This window comes from Shewanella sp. GutCb (assembly GCF_002836135.1).
Classification (GTDB): domain Bacteria; phylum Pseudomonadota; class Gammaproteobacteria; order Enterobacterales; family Shewanellaceae; genus Shewanella.
The window spans coordinates 103177-124441 of sequence record NZ_PJBL01000028.1; the positions used below are offsets into that span (position 1 = coordinate 103177).

Below are 21265 nucleotides of genomic sequence, written 5' to 3' on the forward strand. Positions count from 1 at the left end.
ATGATTTATTCATCTCGCCCCCTCCATTGTGGTGCCTCGCTGTCCAAGATGGCCTCAAGCGTCTCAATTCGTTGTGACATCTTGTCAGCCTTGCTTATGAGCTCATTTAATTGACCGAACTCTTCTTCAGTCAATCCTTGGCCAACCTGACGCTTACTTCTGTAGTGCAGTATTAGCCATATTGGCGCAACAATAATTAAGAAAATAATAATTGGTGCGATTAAAATTTCCGGGTTCATAAAACACCTCCAATCCGTTGTTATTTAGCTTTTGCTTTAGTCTTGCTAGCTTTCATTTTAGCTTTAAGCGCTTCGAGCTCATCATTAACAGAGTCTTCTGCTTCAAGTGCTGCAAACTCATCACTTAAGGTATTCTTTTTACCTAGGTCGTAAGCTTCAACTTGTGACTCTAACCCTTCAACTCGACGCTCATATTGCTCGAACTTACTCATCGCGTTATCAATTTTGCTTGAATCAAGCTGCTTTTTCACCTCAAGACGAGAAGAGGCAGTTTGCTTACGCATAATAATAGTTTTTTGACGTACTTTTGCATCAGCTAACTTTTCTTGTAGCTGACCAACTTCCTCTTTTAAACGAAGAATATGTTCCTCTACTACAACCAATTCTGCAGCCAAGCTTTCAGCAAGTTCATTCGCTTTTTGCTTTTCAATCAAAGCGGCTTTGGCAAGATCTTCACGATCTTTAGACAATGCCAGTTCAGCTTTACTTTCCCAGTCCTGTACTTGCTGCTGTACTTTAGCGACGCGGCGAATAATCTCTTTCTTTTCTGCAAGTACTTTTGCAGATGTAGAGCGAACCTCGACCAGCGTATCTTCCATCTCTTGGATGATCAGACGTACCATTTTTTCTGGATCTTCAGCCTTATCAAGTAATGCGCTGATGTTAGAATTTATGATGTCTGCAAAGCGTGAAAAAATTCCCATAATATTTACCTCTAATTAACGTTGGTTTCGATAAATACTATCCAGTATTCGTGCCAACTTTACATTTTAGCTATTATACAATGACTTAACCAAAAACTTAACTTTTACTTCCATTTATAAACAGGGCATCATATTATTATTTTCACCAATTATTAGCGTTAAAGACTAAAACTTACTGTGAGCAATCAATTTCAGCAAGACAATCTTATTGGACAATCTAATGCATTGTTAGAGGTCCTTGAACATATTTCGCAGGTAGCCCCTCTCTCTAAGCCTGTACTGATCATTGGTGAGCGTGGCACAGGCAAGGAGTTAATTGCCGAGCGTTTACATTACCTATCAAAGCGTTGGGATCAAAGCTTTGTTAAATTAAATTGCTCCTCATTAAGTGAGAACTTATTAGAGAGTGAACTATTTGGCCATGATGCAGGTGCATTTACTGGTGCCAATAAAAAACACGAAGGTCGATTTGAGCGTGCCAACGGCGGTACACTATTCCTAGATGAACTGGCCAATACCTCAGGCCTTATTCAGGAAAAGCTATTAAGAGTGATTGAATACGGCGAATTTGAACGTGTCGGTGGCAACAAAACCGTTCACACCGATGTTCGCTTAGTGTGTGCTGCCAATGAGGATTTACCCTCTTTAGCTGAAGCTGGGGAGTTTAGACCTGATTTACTAGACCGATTAGCATTTGATGTTATTACACTGCCGCCGTTACGTCATCGCCCAGACGATATCATGACGCTTGCAGAATATTTTGCCGTTGGCATGGCCAGGCAACTCAAGTTAGAGCTATTTGAAGGCTTTAGCCCCAGCGCAGTAAAGCAGTTAATGGAGTATCGCTGGCCAGGTAATATTCGAGAACTCAAGAACGTTGTTGAACGCAGCGTTTATCGCAACGCTGAATCAGGGACTGCAATCACTCATATCACTATTGATCCGTTTGCATCACCTTATCGTCCAACAACCCGGGTTAAAACCAAAGAGAGACAACAAATACACGATACGCCAGTAGCGAGCGTTGTCGCTGAGCCAGTTAAAACTGACACTATCAACTTCCCAATAGATTTTAAAATCCATTGCGAACAGAATGAAGTCAGTCTGCTAACACAAGCGTTAGAAGCTGGACAGTTTAACCAGAAAAAAACCGCTGAACTGCTTGGTTTAAGCTACCATCAACTTCGCGGGATCTTAAAGAAATACAACTTACTGGATAAATAATTGCTGTTAAGCTCTTGGCACTGTTAAAATGCCTATTAACGTTCAGATCATAAAATGATTGCTTAATGAAACAGCAGCTAAAGCGAATAGGTCTTGTAACCTGTTTATCGGTGATAAACTTGTTACTTGTTGCCTGTGGACCTCAAAAGATCCCCACAGGCTTAGTCTATTGCTCAGAAGGCAATCCTGAAAGCTTTAATCCGCAAACAGTGACATCGGGGACCACCATTGATGCCACCTCACAACAATTGTACGACACGCTCGTTGATTACGACCCAGTAACAAGCTCTATTGTCCCCGCTTTAGCCATATCTTGGCAAGGCAGTGACGATGGCCTGACTTATCGATTTAAACTCCGCAGCGGCGTCCAGTTTCACCACACAGATTATTTCACTCCAACCAGAGACTTTAATGCCGATGATGTTTTATTCTCTTTTAACCGCATTATTGATACCGAAAACCCTTACCATAGTGTTTCAGCAAACGGTTATCCGTTCTTTCAAAGTATTGGGTTAAGTCAAACGATTAAGCAGATTGAAAAAGTCGCTGAAGACGAAATTGTGTTTCATTTAAACGTTAGCGATGCCTCCTTTCTATCCAATCTCGCGACCGGTTTCTCGGTTATTTTGTCCAAAGAGTATGCCGATACACTGCTCGCGCAACATAATCCGGAGCAATTGGATAGCTCCCCCATTGGTACCGGACCTTTTAAACTGACAAAATATGTCAAGAATGAATATATTCGTTATCACCGAAATGAGCAGTTTTGGCGCAAACTTCCCGAATTTGAACATCTGGTTTTTGACATAACACCAAAAAGTACGGCCAGATTAACCAAGCTGATTACCGGCGACTGTAATGTGTCAGCGCTACCTAAAGCAGGTGAGCTTCCCGTTATCAAGCAGCATGATCACTTAGAGCTCGACACCCAACTCGGTTTTAACGTCGCTTTTTGGGCATTTAATACCCAAAAAGTCCCCTTTAACGATGTTAGAGTGAGAAAAGCACTCGCTTATGCCGTTGATAAACAAAATATTTTGCGAGCTGTATACCAAGAAACAGCTATTGAAGCTACTGGCATGTTACCACCACAATCTTGGGCTTATCGATACAACCGCAGTCATTATGATTACAACCCACAAAAAGCTAAAGCGTTACTAAAAGAAGCTGGCATCGAAAAACTCAATATTGATGTATGGGCAATGCCCGTTGCACGTATTTATAATCCTAATACATTAAAAACGGCAGAATTGATCCAGGCCGATTTAGCCAATATTGGCGTCAGTGTCAATATCGTGACCTACGACTGGAGTGTATTTAATCAAAAGCTTAATCGCAGGGATTATGATTCTGTGCTAATAGGCTGGAATGCCGATAATAGTGACCCTGATAACTTTTTCTCTCCCATATTAAGCTGTGATGCACAAAGTTCTTCGAGTAATCGAGCTCAATGGTGCAATCCAGAAATGGACGCAATATTGGCCAAAGCAAAAGCGACTACAATTAAGTCAGACCGAAAAAAACTCTATCAGCAAGCAGAAAAACTCTTTAATGAGCAGCTACCGATGTTACCTTTTGCCCATGCAACTAAGCTCACCTTCAAGCAAAAAAACATCAAACAAACCCAGCTCACTCCTTTTGGTGGGATTTCATTCGAGAACACTATGAAAATAGCCCCTGAGGACATGCACTAATGGGTCGTTATTTATTAAGAAGGCTTAACTTATTCCTCGCCACATCACTGGTCCTTATCGGTGTTTTATTCATTGCTACCAGCCATTTCCCCGTTGAACAACAATATGCGTTGACAGGAATAGCGTCTCCAACAGCAGAGCAACTCGCGTTGAGCCGCAGTGAATATAAGCTCGACAGTAATCAATTTCGTCAGTTTTTGGCCTATACAGAGCAAAGAGTTAGCGGCAACCTTGGTGTTTCTATTACATCACAAAAGCCCGTTATCGATGAATTGATTCAAGTCCTTCCTGCATCGTTCGAGCTTGCTATCGTAGCGGGTATATTGGCGATGTGTCTTGGGGTGCCTTTGGGGATTTTAGCGTCTCTGAGCAAGAACAAAATTACCCAGCACACTATTATGGCGATAACGCTTACCGGCTACTCTATCCCGGTATTTTGGCTAGGATTAACGTTATCACTCTGGTTTGGGGTCGAGCTGGGTTGGTTGCCTATTTCAGGCCGGATCAACTTGCTCTATGAGATTGAGCCAGTGACAGGCTTTATGCTGATAGACACCCTTTTATCTCAATCAATATACCGTATATCTGCATTTCTAGATGCGATGCAGCATATTGTGTTACCCGCAATCACACTGGCAGTATTGCCGTTCACGGTCGTGGTTAGAATCACCCGCTCAGCAATGCTCCATATTATGAATGAGCCTTACATACGTGCAGCTGAAGCTCGTGGACTACACACAGGGACCATAGTGTTACGCCACGCCCTGCCGAATGCCTTTATCCCTGTGCTAAAAAATATGGGATTAATGCTGGGAACATTCGCAAGTTACGCCATGATAGTCGAAGTCATCTTCTCCTGGCCGGGTGTCGGGAGTTGGTTAGTCTCAGGCATATATCAGCGCGACTACACGGTGATTCAAGGGGGAGTATTAAGCGTGGCATTAATTATTATCTTCTTCAGTATTTTCATTGAAGTATTACATAACGCCTTCAACCCAATCAGCAGGAAAGAAATCTATGCCGCGAATTAGCATATATCAGGAAGATGATATCCCCTCGCCTATGCGTAAGCTATGGCAAGCTTTTGCTGATAACCCTTTTGCATTAATGGGTCTATGGGCAGTCATTTGCTTATTGGGCTTGGCTATTTTTGGTCCTTGGATTGCGCCGTTTTCACCAGAGCAACAAGACCCTTTAGCATTACTTTTACCGCCGTCTTGGGATGCTAGCGGTACCGTTGAACACTTTTTAGGAACCGATGATTTAGGCCGAGATATTTTTAGCCGGCTGCTTCATGGGGCACACCTAACATTTGGCATGGCATTGGCGATAGTGACCGCCTCCCTTAGCGTCGGTTTTGTCATCGGCTCGATATCAGGCATGATGAAAGGTCTTAAATCTTCAATTTTGAGCCACCTGCTTGATGCATTATTGTCTATCCCGTCACTACTGATGGCAATTTTAGTTGTCGCCGTCATGGGGCCAGGATTGGGAAATGTATTTTGGGCAGTAGGGATAGCGCTAACGCCTCAATTTGTGCGAGCTATCCATCAAGCGGTTCATGAAGAGTTGCAAAAAGATTATGTAACGGCAGCTAAGCTTGATGGCGCAAATTCGATACAAATATTTTGGTACGTTATTATGCCCAATGTCTGGGAAACCGTGATTATTCAAATAACACTGGCGATATCAGCAGCCATTTTAGATATCGCGGCGCTAGGGTTTCTTAATCTCGGTGCACAAGCCCCTAGTCCTGAATGGGGGGCTATGGTGTCCCAAGGGCTCGATAACATACTGACAGCACCCTGGACTGTCACCATTCCCGGTGTTGCTATTTTGTGCAGCGTACTTGCCATTAACCTTGTCGGTGATGGATTAAGGTCGGCGCTATCGCCGATAAGAAACTAACAATATGCCTCTTCTTGATATTAGAAATCTCACCATCGAACTTGACACTCCTCGCGGCCGTGTCAAGGCCCTTGAACGAGTATGCTTAACCATCAACCCTGGCGAACTGCATGGTTTAGTTGGCGAGTCAGGCTCTGGACGCAGTTTGTTGGCAAGAGCCATATTAGGTGTTCCAGGTCACAATTGGACTGTCACTGCCGATCGCATGATGTGGGATGGACAGAACTTGATGGAGATGTCCTCTAAGCAGCGACGAAACTTGATGGGGAGTGAGATAGCAATGATATTTCAAGACCCAACAAGTAGTCTAGATCCTGCGATATCTGTCGGTAGCCAAATTATTGAGGCCATGCCCACCAATAAAAGTTTACCTTTTTGGAAGCGTGGCAGATTTAAGAAAAAAACCGCTGAGAAATGGCTACACAAAGTCGGCATTAAGAATACAGAAAAAGTCATGGAGAGTTATGCGTGGGAGCTGTCTGAAGGTGAATGTCAAAAAGTCATGATTGCCATGGCGGTTGCCAATCAACCTCGGTTGCTCATTGCTGACGAACCCACCGATTCGATGGAACTCAGCACTCAAGCACAGATCTTTAGATTACTGAGTAAGCTAAACCAATTGCAGAACGTCTCTATTTTGTTGATTAGTCATGAGCTCGATACTCTGGCAGGCTGGTGCGATCAATTGACCGTTCTTTATTGCGGTCAAGTTATGGAGTCGGGCCCGACGGCGGAACTGCTCAAGCGCCCCTTTCATCCATACACTGAAGCCTTGATCGATAACGCACCAGACTACTCAGGTGAATTAGCGCATAAATCAATGATGCAAACCTTGCCTGGTTCAGCGCCCGCATTGCAACACTTACCCATTGGCTGTCGACTCGGCCCACGCTGTCCGCAAGCGCAAAAAAAGTGCGTCAGTCAACCGAGTTTATGCCATAAGAAAGATCGCTATTTTGCGTGTCACTTCCCATACCACAATGAGTCTTGTAATGACGACACCTCTACTTAAAGTTACTAACCTAAGCAAAAGCTACTATGCTGGTTATAAGCGTTTCAAACGTCAATACAATCAAGCGTTATCACCTGTTTCATTTGAATTAAACACTGGTGAAACGCTCGCGATCGTCGGCGAAACAGGATCAGGCAAAAGCACGATAGCTCGCATTCTTGTGGGTGCGGAGATTAGAAGTGGCGGTGAGATTTTTTTTGAAGGTGAGTCATTAGAGAAACATGATTTAAAACAGCGCTGCCGTATGATCCGCATGATATTTCAAGATCCGAATACATCGTTAAATCCAAGATTAACAATTGGCGATCTACTCGATGAACCGCTTAAATTCAACACCGACCTAACAGAAAAAGAAAGGCGAGCCTTAGTTGTTGATAAGCTAAGAAAGGTCGGTTTATTGTCAGAGCATGTAGACTTCTATCCACACATGATATCTGAAGGGCAAAAACAGCGAGTTGCCGTTGCACGCGCGCTGATGCTTGACCCCAAAATTATCATTGCTGATGAAGCGCTCACCGCGCTCGATCTATCGGTACGAGCACAAATTCTAAATTTGTTACTTGAATTGCAGCAAGAGATGGGGCTTTCTTACATCTTCGTGTCCCATAATATGAATATTATTCGTCACGTTAGTGACAAAATAATGGTGTTAAAAAAAGGCCAACTCATTGAGAAAGCAACCACTGAGCAACTGTTTAATTCACCTCAACACGAATACACTCAGCGACTAATACAGGAGCAAAGTTTGTTTACTCGTAAAAAGTAAACTGCTCCAACCACTGACAAAAATGCTCAAATTAGCGAAAATTGAGTGTCATTTGATGTGAGTTTATTTATCCTAGATACAATTTTTTCAGAGAAATAGAAAATATGATTATCAAACCTAGAACGCGTGGCTTTATTTGTACAACGACTCACCCTGTTGGTTGTGAAGCCAATGTACTTGAACAGATCAACATTACTAAAGCTAAAAGCAAAATTGCTAATGGTCCTAAAAAGGTATTGGTTGTAGGTTCTTCAAGTGGTTATGGTCTTTCTTCTCGTATCACAGCAGCATTTGGCAGTGATGCAGCCACCTTAGGTGTATTTTTTGAAAAGCCAAGTTCAGAAACAAAACCAGGTACTGCTGGTTGGTATAACTCAGCCGCATTCGACAAATTTGCTAAAGCTGAAGGCTTATATTCTAAAAGCATAAACTGTGATGCCTTTAGCCACGCAGCGAAGCAAAAAGCGATTGAGCTGATTAAACAAGATCTCGGTGAAATCGATATGGTGGTCTACTCACTAGCATCGCCAGTGCGTAAGCTACCTGATAGTGGTGAGCTTATCCGTTCATCATTAAAGCCTATCGGTGCACCTTATAAAGCAACAGCCGTAGACACTAATAAAGATATCATCATAGAGGCCAATGTTGAGCCTGCAACAGAGCAAGAAATTGCCGATACCGTCACCGTTATGGGCGGCGAAGATTGGGAATTATGGATGGATGCACTTTCTGAAGCGGGTGTATTAGCCGATGGTTGTAAAACCGTCGCTTATAGCTATATTGGTACCGAGCTGACTTGGCCTATCTATTGGCACGGCGCTTTAGGTAAAGCAAAAATGGACCTAGACAGAGCCGCTCATGCACTTGATGCTAAGCTTTCAGCAACTGGTGGTAGTGCTAACGTTGCTGTACTTAAGAGTGTTGTGACTCAAGCTAGCTCCGCAATACCTGTAATGCCACTTTATATTGCGATGGTATTTAAGAAGATGCGTGCTGAAGGCCTTCATGAGGGTTGTATTGAACAAATCTCTCGCATGTTCAATGAACGCCTTTACAAAGCCGACGGCAGTGCTGCTGACGTTGACGATTGCAATCGTTTACGTTTAGATGATTGGGAATTAAGAGAAGAAATTCAACAACATTGCCGCGATCTTTGGCCACTAGTGACATCAGAAAATCTTTCTGAGCTCACTGATTACCGTGAATATAAAGAAGAGTTCTTAAAGCTCTTTGGTTTCGGCGTTGAAGGCATAGATTATGAGCAAGACGTCAATCCAAATGTCGAATTTGACGTTGTATCTATCTAAATAGAGATAACGTTAGGGAAACGCCGCTTTATGCGGCGTTTTTTTATGTCTTCAATTTATGCTTTAACGACATATAACGCCTATCCCCCTCCAAGCTCCCCCTATGAAGCAAAAAAATAGAAATAGTTGTCTACAGAGCGATTGAATAGCTTTAAACCACTTTATTCACCAATATTAATCATCAGCATCGACAGATATCTAGTAACACTAACAATAAAATCGAATCCACTCTTTACTAACTAGCAGACACAAAAAAGCCGGCTAATGCCGGCTTCTTATTAAGCGTGTACTGCCAGTAACTTACTCAACGACAGGGTAAAGCACTTCACCCTTAGCTTTTAGGCTAGCAATCACTGCGCGATAATCATTCTCACTGTATTGTGAGCTTAAACGCTGCTTCAATGCATCGATAAGATTACTATCAACGTCTTCTGCTGTATTAACTTTATCAAGTACAACAACTGCATAACCGTTAGCAAGTGCAACTGTATCAACAGTTGGACCTTCTGTTGGCTGCGCCATAGCAAAGGCTTTATTGACGACTGCACCATCAATATCTTGCTCGAAACGTGCAAGTTTTTCTTTCGCTAGGTAATCAGCAGTAACACCGTCAGTTTTGAAAGCTGTCATAGCATCTTGCGCTTGTTGACGCGCAGACTCATTAGCTTGTTCTTGCTTCAAACGTGCGGCAATTCCATTTCTAACGTCTTCAAGCGCCATAGTACCAGCAGCTTTATGAGAGTTAGCTCGGATTACAACAACGTGGTTTGACTCAACTTCAAGCACTTCACTGTTCATACCATCAAGCAACACACTCGAAGAAAATGCTTCTTTCAAGATAGCTGGCTTGGTGAACAAAGCGGGAGCATTATTGCGCGTAAACTCAGGAGTCGTCTTAACTTCAACACCGAGCTCGGTTGCCGCTTCAGATAAAGTGTCAGGGACTTCATAACTTGTATCGGCAAGGATCTGCTGTAGTTCGTAGAACTTATCAACCGATTGTTGCCCTTGCAACTGTGCAATGATTTTATCTTTTACGTCAGCAAAAGGAGCTTCAGCACCCGCTTGGATGTCTAGTGCTTTAATAATGTGATAACCAAAGTTAGTCTTAACCACATTTGAATAACTGCCTTTATCCAATGCGAATAATGCAGTATCAAACTCAGGTTCCATTACACCGGCTTCAAACCAATCAAGTTGACCACCTTGCTCACCACTGAATGTATCTTGAGATTCAGCTTTAGCAACCGCGGCGAAATCTTCACCATTTTGTAGCTTCTGATAAATCGCTGCAGCCTTTGCTGCGGCATCATCGTCATCAAGTCCAATAAGAATATGAGCTGCTAAGCGCTTCTCTGGCTGCAGATACTGCACCTTATTCTCATCGTAATAAGCTTTAGCATCGGCTTCAGTAACAACAACACCATCCGCTAACTGCTTTGCGTCAAGTTCGATGTAGCTAAGGCTTACCAGTTCCGGTCTTACAAACTGAGCAAGATTTGAGTTGTAGTAAGTTTGGATCTGTTCATCTGTAACACTTGCAGCGGCAATGAAAGGCGCTGAGTCGATGACCAAATAATTAATATCACGCGTTTGTCCCTGGATATTAGCCAAGTATTCAGCTTCACCTGCTAATACAAACTCAGAACCGACTAAAGTGGCCACCAATTGACGACGTGTCATATCGGTGCGCATCATGTCTCTGAAAGAGTTAGCTTGGTAGCCGAGTTGACGCAAAATAGCTTGATAACGATCGTTATCAAATATGCCATCAGTCTGAAATGCAGGTTCGACCATAATCGCTGCGCGGATCTGCTCGTCAGAGACTCGTAGTCCTAATTCAACAGCATTTTGATCTAATAGCTTTTCAGCGACTAAGCGCTCTAATACGCTCTGCTTAACGCTTTGCATATAATTTTCATCTGCTGATAGCGTCGAGAACATATCACCTAATTGTTGCTCAAGACGACCACGCTCATTGTCATAGGCTTGCTCTAAAGCTGAATTGCTGATCTCTTCACCATTGACGGTAGCCGCTGCAACCTCAGTTGATGAACCTAAATAACTACTCACACCCGTAAATGCAAATGAAAGAATCACTAGGACTAAAATGCTTTTTGCAATTGGGCCTTGTGATCCTTCACGAATCTTTTCTAACATCAGACTTCTCGCTGGTTGCGATTAATAAAATAAAAAGGCGCATCACTCGTTGGATGCGCCTTTTTGTAATTTAATAGTAAAGAGAAATTAACCTCTTTACTTTTGTCGACTGCGACTAAGTAAAAACCTAATAACAATCTTTTTCTCGTAAAAAGCACTGTCTAAACAGTGCTTGCTACAATAACCTTACAAAGGCTGCAGATAACGAGTATCTTAGTTAACAGCGTCTTTAAGCGCTTTACCAGCTTTGAATGCTGGAATATTTGCTGCAGCGATTTTGATTTCTTTACCCGTCTGTGGGTTACGACCAATGCGCTCTGCACGCTGACGCACTTCGAAAGTACCAAAACCAACAAGAGCAATCTTATCGCCTTCTTTTAGGCTGTCTGTAACAGCGCCAATGAAAGAATCTAATGCACGGCCAGCAGCGGCTTTAGAAATGTCAGCGCCAGAAGCGATTTTCTCGATTAGTTCAGATTTGTTCATGTCATCCCCTTGAATGTAATTTTTGTACCGCAACCAAATCCATGTCTAGAGCGGTCTGCGGAGGCTTTTTATAACAAGCTTAGAACTAAAGTTCAAGCCTTATAGGAAAACCAAAGAAATAATTTAGGATACTGCTCAAAACCAGTCGCGCCGAGGGCTGGAGCGACTGACTCTCCACAGACTTAGGCTACCACAGCTAGACACTTTGGTAAGCCCCATTTTGTACTTTTTTTTGTGCAATACGGTAATTTATTGCATTAGTCCACGTTTTATACTACTTCGAAGCCTTCTACTGGTCGTTCAAGTGCCAGTTTCAGTACCTCTTCAACCCATCTCACTGGATAAATTTTCAAGTCAGCGATCACATTAGCTGGAATTTCCTCCAAATCTCGTTCATTTTCTTTTGGAATTAGAACGACTTTGGTTCCACCACGGTGCGCAGCGAGTAGTTTTTCTTTCAATCCACCAATGGGTAATACTTCACCACGGAGGGTTATTTCACCTGTCATCGCCACATCGGCTCGAACAGGATTTCCCGTAAGACTAGAGACCAATGCAGTGCACATAGCAGCACCCGCTGAAGGACCATCTTTTGGTGTTGCACCTTCTGGAACGTGCACATGGATATCACGCTTCTCATAAAAATCTGGATTAATGCCCAGTTGCTCAGCTCGTGCACGCACAACCGTCATTGCCGCTTGAATCGACTCTTGCATTACATCGCCTAGCGAGCCGGTATAAGACAACTTACCTTTACCTGGTACCGAGGTTGCTTCGATAGTCAGCAAATCGCCACCGACTTCAGTCCATGCAAGTCCTGTCACTTGGCCTATCTGGTTGTTTGATTCGGCTTTGCCGTAATCGCAACGCTGTACGCCTAAGAAAGACTTAAGGTTATCTTGGTTAACTAAAACATGCTTGATGCTTTTATCCAGTAAGATTCTCTTAACGACTTTACGACAAATCTTTGATAGCTCTCGCTCAAGCGAACGTACACCCGCTTCACGAGTGTAGTAACGAATAATGCCAACAATAGCACTATCATCAACGGTAACTTCTTTGGCTTTTAGTCCATTGCGCTCAATCTGTTTCGGCAATAAATGCTGCTTAGCGATATTGAGCTTCTCATCTTCGGTATAACCCGACAGACGAATCACTTCCATACGGTCTAATAACGGACCTGGAATATTCATTGAATTCGATGTCGCGACAAACATGACATCAGACAGGTCGTAATCAACCTCCATGTAATGGTCGCTAAAGGTGGAGTTCTGTTCAGGATCAAGCACCTCAAGTAATGCTGATGCAGGATCGCCCCGCATATCACTACTCATCTTATCAATTTCATCAAGTAAAAATAGCGGGTTCTTAACCCCCACTTTTGACATTTTCTGGATGACTTTACCTGGCATAGAACCTATGTATGTACGACGATGACCGCGGATCTCCGCTTCATCTCTCACGCCGCCTAAGGCAACGCGCACATACTTACGTCCAGTCGCTTTGGCGATAGATTGGCCCAGTGATGTTTTACCAACACCTGGCGGCCCAACTAAGCACAAAATCGGACCTTTAAGCTGTTTAACACGGCTCTGTACTGCTAGATATTCGAGAATGCGCTCTTTGACTTTCTCTAAACCAAAGTGGTCGGTGTCAAGTACATCCTGCGCTTTAGCCAAATCACGTTTGATTTTCGAACGCTTATGCCAAGGCACTGCCACCATCCACTCAACATAACTTCTCACCACGGTCGCTTCAGCCGACATAGGTGACATCATCTTCAGTTTGTTAAGTTCAGCTGTCGCTTTCTCTTTAGCCTCTTCAGGCATTTTTGCTTCTTCAATTTTTTTAGCTAAGCTTTCAAACTCATCGTGAGACTCGTCAATATCGCCAAGTTCTTTCTGAATCGCTTTCATTTGCTCATTCAAATAGTACTCGCGCTGACTCTTCTCCATCTGTTTTTTAACGCGACCACGGATCCGTTTTTCGACCTGTAACAGATCGATTTCAGATTCCATCATCGCCATCAAATATTCGATGCGCTCACCAACATCAACCATCTCTAGCACAGACTGCTTATCTTCAAGCTTCAGCGGCATATGCGCTGCCATGGTGTCTGCAAGTCGAGCGGCTTCATCGATACCAGAAAGTGACGTTAGCACTTCTGGTGGAATTTTTTTATTCAGCTTGATGTAGCCTTCAAACTGCCCCACAGCCGAGCGAATTAAGACTTCTTCCTCTTTATCTGTTAATGGCTCAGATTCAAGGTAGTGTGCGGTCGCTTGGAATATCTCGTCCTGCTCAGAATAATTATCTATGCGCGCACGCTGACCGCCTTCAACTAAGACTTTAACAGTACCGTCAGGAAGCTTAAGCAGTTGTAAAATAGAGGCTACTGTACCAACATCGAAAATGTCATCGCTGGTAGGATCGTCTAACTCAGCATCACGCTGGGCGACTAGAATAATTTGTTTACCTTGTTCCATCGCTTTTTCTAAGCAACGAATGGACTTTTCTCGTCCTACGAATAACGGAATTACCATATGAGGATAAACCACTACATCTCTTAGTGGTAGTACGGGTAGTTCTATTCGCGTATCACGCTCTAGAGTCATAGCTCGATTCCGTTTTGTATGAATACTTAAGAGTATATTGGGATGATTCGATAGGTTTCAATGGCGAATAACAATTAATTAATAAACTGCACAAAAAAGGAGCCATAAAGGCTCCTTTTTAATGCTCGAGTGCAATTAAGACGATGTCTTACTCTGCACTAGCCGTTTGTGCTTCGTTATTTTCGTAGATAAGAATAGGTGATGATTCACCTTTTACTACAGACTCATCGACTACCACTTTCACAACATCATCTGTTGAAGGTAGGTCATACATGATATCGAGTAAAATACCTTCGACGATAGACCGCAATCCACGCGCACCCGTTTTACGAGTCTGCGCCTTAATTGCAATCGCTTTAAGCGCATCTTCTCTAAACTCTAGCTCAACACCTTCCATCTCAAATAACGCCGCAAACTGCTTTGTTATCGCATTTTTAGGTTCTGAAAGAATTTGAATAAGTGCAGCATCATCAAGCTCAGACAAGGTCGCTAAAACAGGAAGTCGACCAATAAATTCAGGAATAAGACCAAACTTAACTAAATCTTCTGGCTCTACTTGCAATAACATATCAGAGATTGTCGCTTTATCAGCGTCTCCCTTTACGTTTGCACCGAAACCAATGCCTGAACCCACGTTTGCGCGTTGTTCAATGACTTTTTCTAAGCCTGAAAATGCGCCACCACAAACAAACAAAATCTTCGAGGTATCTACCTGCAAAAACTCTTGTTGTGGATGCTTGCGACCACCTTGTGGTGGAACCGCTGCAACCGTACCTTCAATCAGCTTAAGTAAAGCTTGTTGAACACCTTCACCTGATACATCTCGTGTAATTGATGGGTTGTCAGACTTACGGCTGATTTTATCAATTTCATCAATATAGACAATACCACGTTGGGCCTTCTCTACATCGTAGTCACATTTCTGTAGTAACTTTTGAATGATGTTTTCGACATCTTCACCAACATAACCCGCTTCTGTCAGCGTCGTTGCATCGGCCATCGTGAACGGCACATCCAAGAAACGTGCAAGTGTTTCTGCTAACAGCGTTTTACCACTACCTGTAGGGCCAATCAGCAAAATATTACTTTTACCCAATTCGACACCATCTTTAGGGCTCGCATTTTTCAAGCGCTTATAATGGTTATATACCGCTACAGATAACACCTTTTTAGCTTTATCTTGGCCAATAACATAGTCGTCCAAATGCGCTCTTAATTCATGCGGTGTTGGCAACTTGTCTTGATCTTGCTTAGGAGAAATCTCTTTTATCTCTTCTCTAATGATGTCATTGCAGAGTTCTACGCACTCATCGCAAACATATACAGAAGGTCCAGCAATAAGTTTTCTCACTTCATGCTGGCTCTTTCCACAAAAAGAGCAGTACAGCAGCTTCCCGCCGTCACCGGTACCTTTGTTTTCGCCCATTACCTTACCTCTGTTTGCAGCCTATCAGCTGCAGAATTCTTTTATATTACTTCATCACTCAGCATAGCTCAGCCTAAAGCAAAAATCAGCCTCGTTTATTCATCACTGAATCGACAAGTCCATACTCAGTTGCTTCATCAGCACTCATAAAGTTGTCACGGTCGGTGTCACGCTCAATGATTTCTAGCGGCTGGCCTGTATGTTCTGCCAACATAGTGTTTAGCTTATTCTTAATGCCCAAGATCTCTTTGGCATGAATAGCGATATCTGACGCTTGGCCTTGGAAACCACCCAATGGTTGGTGGATCATCACTCGCGAATTAGGTAGACAATAACGCTTGCCCTCCGCTCCGCCAGCTAACAAGAATGCGCCCATACTTGCCGCTTGGCCAATACACACAGTGCTAACGTTTGGCTTAATGAACTGCATAGTGTCATATATTGCCATACCCGCCGTTACAGAACCACCTGGAGAGTTAATATAAAGGAAGATATCTTTATCAGGGCTCTCTGACTCCAAAAACAGCAATTGTGCAACGACCAGATTAGCCATGTGCTCTTCTACGGGGCCAACTAAGAAAATGATACGCTCTTTTAAAAGACGAGAATAGATATCATATGAGCGTTCACCTTTAGCAGTTTGTTCAACCACCATAGGAACGAGTGCATTTAAAACTGATTCTGGTGCATTTTGCATTATTAATAATCCCTAAATAAAAATGGCCCGCATGAGGAACCTCATACGAGCCATTATAAATGGCTAATAGCCATTTAAGTCAAGCGATGGTTACGCGCGACCGCTTGCCTTGTTCATAAATTCTTCAAATTTGACTTCTTTTTCAGTCAAAGTTGCAGTTTTTAGTAACTGTTCTACTGCTTGCTCTTCAAGTGCAACGTTACGCATGTTCTGCATAAGTTCTTCATTGCCATTGTAGTAAGCAACAACTTCACTTGGATCTTCGTATGCAGATGCCATTGAAGCTATTAGACCTTGAACACGTTCGTCTTCAGCTTTAAGTTCGCTAGTCTTGATAACTTCACCAAGTAGTAAACCTACTTTAACGCGACGTTCAGCTTGCTCAGTGAACAAGTCAGCTGGTAGTTCAGGCATGCTCGCAGCTTGATCACCAAAACGTTGCATAGCTTGCTTACGCAATACTTCTACTTCGCCTTCGATCAATGCTTTTGGCAAATCCAAAGCATTTTGTTCAACAAGACCGTTAAGGACCTGTTCTTTAACATTTGCTTTAAGCGCTTGCGCTAGCTCACGACCCATGTTCTTGCTGATTTCAGCACGTAACGCGTCGATTCCGCCTTCATTAACACCAAATAGTGTTGCGAATTCGTCATTCACTTCAGGAAGGTTAGCGCCTTGAACTTCAGTAAGGGTAATAACAAATTTAGCTGCTTTACCTTTTAAGTTCTCTGCGTGGTAATCTTCAGGGAAAGTGACTTCGATTTCGAACTCTTCTCCGGCTTTATGACCTTCGATACCAGATTCAAAACCTGGGATCATGCGGCCGCTACCGAGTTGTAGTTCGAAGTCTTCAGCTTTACCGCCTTCAAACTCTTCACCGTCAACTGAACCAACGAAGTTGAATTTAGTTTTGTCACCTTCAGCAGCTGCACGTTCAACAACTTCAAATGAAGCATGTTGATTACGTAGCGTTTCAATCATTGCGTCAACATCAGCTTCAGTAACTTCAGCTTTAGGTTGCTCAACAGCAATTGACTCTAAACCTTTAAGCTCTACTTCTGGGTAGATTTCAAAAGTGGCAACAAACTCAAAGGTTTCGCCTTCAGCAACACCAGGAGCAAACGTTGGTGCACCCGCTGGGTTCAACTTCTCAGCAATAATAGCTTCAACAAAGTTACGCTGCATCACTTCACCAGTGATGTCTTGACGAATAGCTTTACCGTAACGCTTGTTAATAACGCTTACCGGTACTTTTCCTTTACGGAAACCGTCAATACGAGCACGCTTAGCTTCACTTTTTAATGCTTCTTTAACTGTATTTTCGATCTGCTCAGCAGGTACCGAAATAGTTAGGCGACGCTCTAGACCTTGTGTGGTTTCTACAGAAACTTGCATTTTTTTACCTCTAAATATGTCTGTCGTCCTTTGCAATAGTCGAAAAATCAACTATTAAGGTATTCGTTTCTTGACTCGTAAATTTAACCAAAATACCCATAAACACTGATGTTTGGCACTGGTCACTCTTAGTTGATAATTATCAAGACGCGACATTATAGCTATCGAATGCGCTGGAGTCGAGCCTCAAAGTACGATTTACAGGCGTAAAAAAAGCGACCTAGGGTCGCTTTTCAACTTCTTTACAGAAAGAGTGGGGTGACTGATGGGGCTCGAACCCACGACAACCGGAATCACAATCCGGGGCTCTACCAACTGAGCTACAATCACCACAAAAATGGTGCGCCCGGCAGGATTCGAACCTGCGGCCACCCGCTTAGAAGGCGGGTGCTCTATCCAACTGAGCTACGGGCGCTCGGCAATGAATTAAATTCATTTCCTGAACTGGGCAACTAACGTTTCACGTTAGTTTTAAAATGTGGTCGGTGATAGAGGATTCGAACCTCTGACCCTCTGGTCCCAAACCAGATGCGCTACCGGGCTGCGCTAATCACCGAAATTGAAACATAACGAAAATATAGTATTGGGAAATATTTTCTGCTTCTGCTCTAAACGAACTATCTCGTTGAGAACGGAGCGCATATTATCCCCTAGTCTAAAGGCCGTCAACGACTTTCTTTAAAAAAGCGTTCGGCTGCTTATTTAACACGCTACGATATCGTTCTTTGCTGCTATCGCCAGCAATATGCGCAAGATACCGTCAATATAGCAGACCATTTAATATAGCGGCTCCGGTCATGAAATCTATTTATTGATCAATATTGTCAGCATAAAAAATGTAACCGTTGTCTCTTGCCGCCAAAATGGCAATTTATCCTACTTATAACTGTATTTGCATTATTTATAGCAGCACTCGCCCTCCGACAAAATGGATACTTTCTACAACTTTACCTTGTACTCATTATCCGTATTTAAGAATTGTTTGTTAGCGGTCTAAATCAATGACACCTATCATATGTCCTGTTAAAATGACGCCGTTTTCCATTATCGCGCCGTATAAAGGACACCTAGCCCCATGACCGCTCAAAAAATCGATGGAAAAGCTATCGCTCAAACCATTCGAACTAAACTCAAAGACAAAGTAACCGCCCGTAAAGAGGCTGGTCTAAGAGTGCCTGGTTTAGCCGTGATACTTGTTGGGGCAGATCCTGCTTCACAAGTTTATGTGGCGAGTAAACGCAGAGCCTGTGAAGAGCTTGGCTTTATGTCTCGCTCATACGATTTAGACAGTACAACGCCTGAAGAAGTGTTGTTATCACTTATTGATGAATGTAATGATGACCCCACTATTGACGGTATTTTGGTGCAACTACCGCTACCAGAGCATATTGAAGAATCAAAAGTCATTGAACGTATTCGTCCAGATAAAGATGTCGATGGTTTCCATCCCTACAATGTAGGCAGACTCGCTCAACGTATTCCAGTGCTACGTTCATGCACGCCAATGGGCATTATGACGCTCATTCAGTCGACGGGTGTCGATACTTATGGTCTAGACGCCGTCGTTGTTGGCGCATCGAATATCGTTGGTCGCCCAATGACTCTCGAGTTACTGCTTGCGGGTTGCACGACAACAACATGTCATCGCTTTACCCGTAATTTAGAACAGAAAGTAAGACAGGCTGATTTAGTTGTCGTGGCCGTCGGTAAGCCAGGGTTTATTCCCGGTGAATGGATCAAGCCAGGTGCCATTGTTATTGATGTCGGTATTAACCGCTTAGAAAATGGCAAACTTATTGGTGATGTGCAATTTGAAAAAGCCTCTGAAAATGCTAGCTTTATCACGCCAGTACCCGGTGGTGTAGGCCCAATGACCATTGCCAGCTTACTTGAGAACACGTTATACGCTTGCGAGCGATATCACGATGAGCCTCTAGAGAGATAAAGGTTACAAACATAAATGCCACGCCGTTCGATCCATAACGTGAACAGTGGCATAAGTGTTCCAGACCTTTTGTTTAGAACAGCGACCAGAATTATCCATCCATGGGTTCTGGCATAAATACCACATTTTCCCATCCATGGGATGTGGCATAAGTGTTCCAGACACAAATACCACATTTTCCCATCCATGGGATGTGGCATAAGTGTTCCAGACACAAAAAAGCCTGCTAATTGCAGGCTTTTTTAATTCAACGTAATCGTTTTACTTTTTGCGCCAAGTCGTACCTTCAGGCCCATCTTCTAGAATAACACCTAACGCATTGAGCCCATCGCGTGCAATGTCCGCAGCGCCCCAGTCTTTCTCTGTTCGTGCACGGTTACGCTCAACAATGAGTGCTTCAATCTCAGCAACTTCATCGTCTGAGCCCTCACCTTTAAAGAAAGTGTCGACATCTTGCGAAAGAATACCCAATACATCCGCAAGCTGCTTTAATGCAACACCTAATGCCGATGCCTGAGCCATATCAGTTAATTTAAGGCGATTGATCTCTCGCACCATTTCAAACAATACTGAATACGCCTCTGGTGTATTAAAGTCATCATCCATTGCACGCTTAAACTGAGCCACAAACTGTTCTGCCGCCGCAGCCTCTAGTGTTAAATCTAAGTCTTTAAGCGCGGTGTAGATCCGCTCTAATCCCGATTTAGCTTGTTTAAGGTTATCTTCTGAATAATTTAGCTGGCTACGATAATGACCCGATAATAAGAAGTAACGCACTGTTGCCGCATCATAGTGATTTAATACATCACGGATGGTGAAAAAGTTATTTAAAGATTTGGACATCTTCTCTTTATCGACCATCACCATACCCGTATGCATCCAGTAGTTTACATACGGTGTATCGTGTGCGCAGCAAGACTGAGCGATCTCATTTTCATGATGTGGAAACTGCAGATCAGAGCCGCCACCATGAATATCAAAATGGTCACCCAAATGTTTGCTGTTCATTGCTGAACATTCAATATGCCAGCCAGGACGACCCGGCCCCCAAGGAGAGTCCCAAGTAGGCTCACCCGGTTTAGACATCTTCCACAGTACAAAATCCATTGGATCGCGCTTAGCATCTTCGATTTCAACCCGAGCACCAGCCTGTAACTGTTCTAAGTTTTGCCCAGACAAGCGCCCATACTCAGGGAAAGAAGACACACTAAATAGTACATCACCATTTGACGCAACATAGGCATGCTCACGGGCTATTAGTTTTTCAACCATAGTGATGATTTCTGGCATGTGCAATGTCGCGCGAGGTTCAAAATCTGGACGCGCCATATTGAGCGAGTCGAAATCTCGATGCATTTCACCGATAAGACGCTCAGTCAATGAGTCACAGCTTTCATTGTTTTCATTGGCGCGCTTGATAATTTTGTCATCAACGTCGGTAATATTGCGTTGAAAATTCACATCATAGCCACTGTATCTCAAATACCTAACAATCATGTCAAACGAAACAAAGGTACGTCCATGACCAATATGACATAAATCATAAATGGTCACCCCACACACATACATGCCTATTTTTCCTGGCTGTATCGGTACAAACTGTTCTTTTTGGCGGGTAAGAGTATTGTAAAGCTTCAACATTGATTATTCTCTTCAACGGCTATATTTGGAAATAAGTTGTCCAGTC

General features: G+C 43.2%; 17 protein-coding genes and 3 tRNA genes. 8 read left to right on the forward strand and 12 right to left on the reverse strand.

Translation table 11 applies throughout. The features are described 5' to 3' along the window. Window positions 1–5 precede the first annotated feature (5 nt). A complete protein-coding gene (pspB, locus tag CXF86_RS17560; RefSeq protein ID WP_101093583.1) occupies window positions 6–239 on the reverse strand; it encodes an envelope stress response membrane protein PspB in 234 nt (77 codons plus the stop codon). A gap of 20 nt (window positions 240–259) precedes the next feature. Continuing rightward, a complete protein-coding gene (gene pspA / locus CXF86_RS17565) occupies window positions 260–943 on the reverse strand; it encodes a phage shock protein PspA (RefSeq protein WP_101093584.1) in 684 nt (227 codons plus the stop codon). Between the two features lie 177 nt (window positions 944–1120). Between pspA and pspF the strand changes: the two genes are divergently transcribed. From pspF to fabV, 7 genes are all read left to right on the forward strand, one after another. After that, window positions 1121–2167, forward strand: coding sequence for a phage shock protein operon transcriptional activator (gene pspF / locus CXF86_RS17570; RefSeq protein WP_102039648.1), 1047 nt, complete (start codon window positions 1121–1123; stop codon window positions 2165–2167). 65 nt (window positions 2168–2232) lie between these two features. After that, complete coding sequence (locus CXF86_RS17575; protein WP_101093586.1) at window positions 2233–3861, forward strand: ABC transporter substrate-binding protein; 1629 nt, start codon at window positions 2233–2235, stop codon at window positions 3859–3861. After that, window positions 3861–4892, forward strand: coding sequence for an ABC transporter permease (locus tag CXF86_RS17580; RefSeq protein ID WP_101093587.1), 1032 nt, complete (start codon window positions 3861–3863; stop codon window positions 4890–4892). Before CXF86_RS17575 ends, CXF86_RS17580 begins: the two co-directional genes overlap by 1 nt. Further along, window positions 4879–5769 (forward strand): ABC transporter permease subunit, encoded by an 891-nt coding sequence (locus CXF86_RS17585; RefSeq protein ID WP_101093588.1) that lies wholly within the window; start codon window positions 4879–4881, stop codon window positions 5767–5769. Before CXF86_RS17580 ends, CXF86_RS17585 begins: the two co-directional genes overlap by 14 nt. Window positions 5770–5773: 4 nt before the next feature. Beyond that, window positions 5774–6781, forward strand: coding sequence for a peptide ABC transporter ATP-binding protein (locus tag CXF86_RS17590; protein WP_101093589.1), 1008 nt, complete (start codon window positions 5774–5776; stop codon window positions 6779–6781). Next, window positions 6762–7547, forward strand: a complete 786-nt coding sequence (locus CXF86_RS17595) for an ATP-binding cassette domain-containing protein (protein WP_101093590.1) — start codon at window positions 6762–6764, stop codon at window positions 7545–7547. Before CXF86_RS17590 ends, CXF86_RS17595 begins: the two co-directional genes overlap by 20 nt. 104 nt (window positions 7548–7651) lie before the next feature. Continuing rightward, window positions 7652–8854, forward strand: coding sequence for an enoyl-ACP reductase FabV (gene fabV, locus CXF86_RS17600; RefSeq protein WP_102039649.1), 1203 nt, complete (start codon window positions 7652–7654; stop codon window positions 8852–8854). A gap of 300 nt (window positions 8855–9154) precedes the next feature. Here the strand turns inward: fabV and CXF86_RS17605 are convergent, their stop codons facing one another. From CXF86_RS17605 to CXF86_RS17645, 9 genes are all read right to left on the reverse strand, one after another. Further along, a complete protein-coding gene (locus tag CXF86_RS17605) occupies window positions 9155–11014 on the reverse strand; it encodes a SurA N-terminal domain-containing protein (RefSeq protein WP_101093592.1) in 1860 nt (619 codons plus the stop codon). 213 nt (window positions 11015–11227) lie between these two features. Then, window positions 11228–11515, reverse strand: a complete 288-nt coding sequence (gene hupB / locus CXF86_RS17610; protein WP_198553577.1) for a nucleoid-associated protein HU-beta — start codon at window positions 11513–11515, stop codon at window positions 11228–11230. Window positions 11516–11769: 254 nt separating this feature from the next. Further along, window positions 11770–14115 (reverse strand): endopeptidase La, encoded by a 2346-nt coding sequence (gene lon, locus CXF86_RS17615; protein ID WP_101093594.1) that lies wholly within the window; start codon window positions 14113–14115, stop codon window positions 11770–11772. A 148-nt stretch (window positions 14116–14263) separates the two neighbouring features. Beyond that, the gene (gene clpX, locus CXF86_RS17620; RefSeq protein WP_101093595.1) at window positions 14264–15541 is read right to left on the reverse strand and encodes an ATP-dependent protease ATP-binding subunit ClpX; all 1278 of its coding nucleotides are present in this window, start codon (window positions 15539–15541) and stop codon (window positions 14264–14266) included. A gap of 85 nt (window positions 15542–15626) precedes the next feature. After that, the gene (gene clpP, locus CXF86_RS17625) at window positions 15627–16238 is read right to left on the reverse strand and encodes an ATP-dependent Clp endopeptidase proteolytic subunit ClpP (RefSeq protein ID WP_101093596.1); all 612 of its coding nucleotides are present in this window, start codon (window positions 16236–16238) and stop codon (window positions 15627–15629) included. 90 nt (window positions 16239–16328) lie between these two features. After that, window positions 16329–17633 (reverse strand): trigger factor, encoded by a 1305-nt coding sequence (gene tig / locus CXF86_RS17630; RefSeq protein ID WP_101093597.1) that lies wholly within the window; start codon window positions 17631–17633, stop codon window positions 16329–16331. A 254-nt stretch (window positions 17634–17887) separates the two neighbouring features. Then, a tRNA-His gene (locus tag CXF86_RS17635) sits at window positions 17888–17963 on the reverse strand. An 8-nt stretch (window positions 17964–17971) separates the two neighbouring features. Continuing rightward, window positions 17972–18048, reverse strand: a tRNA-Arg gene (locus tag CXF86_RS17640). A 64-nt stretch (window positions 18049–18112) separates the two neighbouring features. Further along, window positions 18113–18189, reverse strand: a tRNA-Pro gene (locus tag CXF86_RS17645). Between the two features lie 519 nt (window positions 18190–18708). Between CXF86_RS17645 and folD the strand changes: the two genes are divergently transcribed. Continuing rightward, window positions 18709–19578, forward strand: coding sequence for a bifunctional methylenetetrahydrofolate dehydrogenase/methenyltetrahydrofolate cyclohydrolase FolD (folD, locus tag CXF86_RS17650; protein ID WP_101093598.1), 870 nt, complete (start codon window positions 18709–18711; stop codon window positions 19576–19578). A 261-nt stretch (window positions 19579–19839) separates the two neighbouring features. Here the strand turns inward: folD and cysS are convergent, their stop codons facing one another. Then, on the reverse strand, window positions 19840–21219 hold the full coding sequence (gene cysS / locus CXF86_RS17655) for a cysteine--tRNA ligase (protein ID WP_101093599.1): 1380 nt from the start codon (window positions 21217–21219) through the stop codon (window positions 19840–19842). Window positions 21220–21265: the final 46 nt, after the last annotated feature.

Bases quoted from the DNA above. Each gene is read 5' to 3' on its own strand.
- pspB (WP_101093583.1), bottom strand. From the start codon at position 239: ATGAACCCGGAAATTTTAATCGCACCAATTATTATTTTCTTAATTATT.
- pspA (WP_101093584.1), bottom strand. From the start codon at position 943: ATGGGAATTTTTTCACGCTTTGCAGACATCATAAATTCTAACATCAGC.
- CXF86_RS17575 (WP_101093586.1), top strand. From the start codon at position 2,233: ATGAAACAGCAGCTAAAGCGAATAGGTCTTGTAACCTGTTTATCGGTG.
- CXF86_RS17580 (WP_101093587.1), top strand. From the start codon at position 3,861: ATGGGTCGTTATTTATTAAGAAGGCTTAACTTATTCCTCGCCACATCA.
- CXF86_RS17585 (WP_101093588.1), top strand. From the start codon at position 4,879: ATGCCGCGAATTAGCATATATCAGGAAGATGATATCCCCTCGCCTATG.
- CXF86_RS17590 (WP_101093589.1), top strand. From the start codon at position 5,774: ATGCCTCTTCTTGATATTAGAAATCTCACCATCGAACTTGACACTCCT.
- CXF86_RS17595 (WP_101093590.1), top strand. From the start codon at position 6,762: ATGACGACACCTCTACTTAAAGTTACTAACCTAAGCAAAAGCTACTAT.
- fabV (WP_102039649.1), top strand. From the start codon at position 7,652: ATGATTATCAAACCTAGAACGCGTGGCTTTATTTGTACAACGACTCAC.
- CXF86_RS17605 (WP_101093592.1), bottom strand. From the start codon at position 11,014: ATGTTAGAAAAGATTCGTGAAGGATCACAAGGCCCAATTGCAAAAAGC.
- lon (WP_101093594.1), bottom strand. From the start codon at position 14,115: ATGACTCTAGAGCGTGATACGCGAATAGAACTACCCGTACTACCACTA.
- clpX (WP_101093595.1), bottom strand. From the start codon at position 15,541: ATGGGCGAAAACAAAGGTACCGGTGACGGCGGGAAGCTGCTGTACTGC.
- clpP (WP_101093596.1), bottom strand. From the start codon at position 16,238: ATGCAAAATGCACCAGAATCAGTTTTAAATGCACTCGTTCCTATGGTG.
- tig (WP_101093597.1), bottom strand. From the start codon at position 17,633: ATGCAAGTTTCTGTAGAAACCACACAAGGTCTAGAGCGTCGCCTAACT.
- folD (WP_101093598.1), top strand. From the start codon at position 18,709: ATGACCGCTCAAAAAATCGATGGAAAAGCTATCGCTCAAACCATTCGA.
- cysS (WP_101093599.1), bottom strand. From the start codon at position 21,219: ATGTTGAAGCTTTACAATACTCTTACCCGCCAAAAAGAACAGTTTGTA.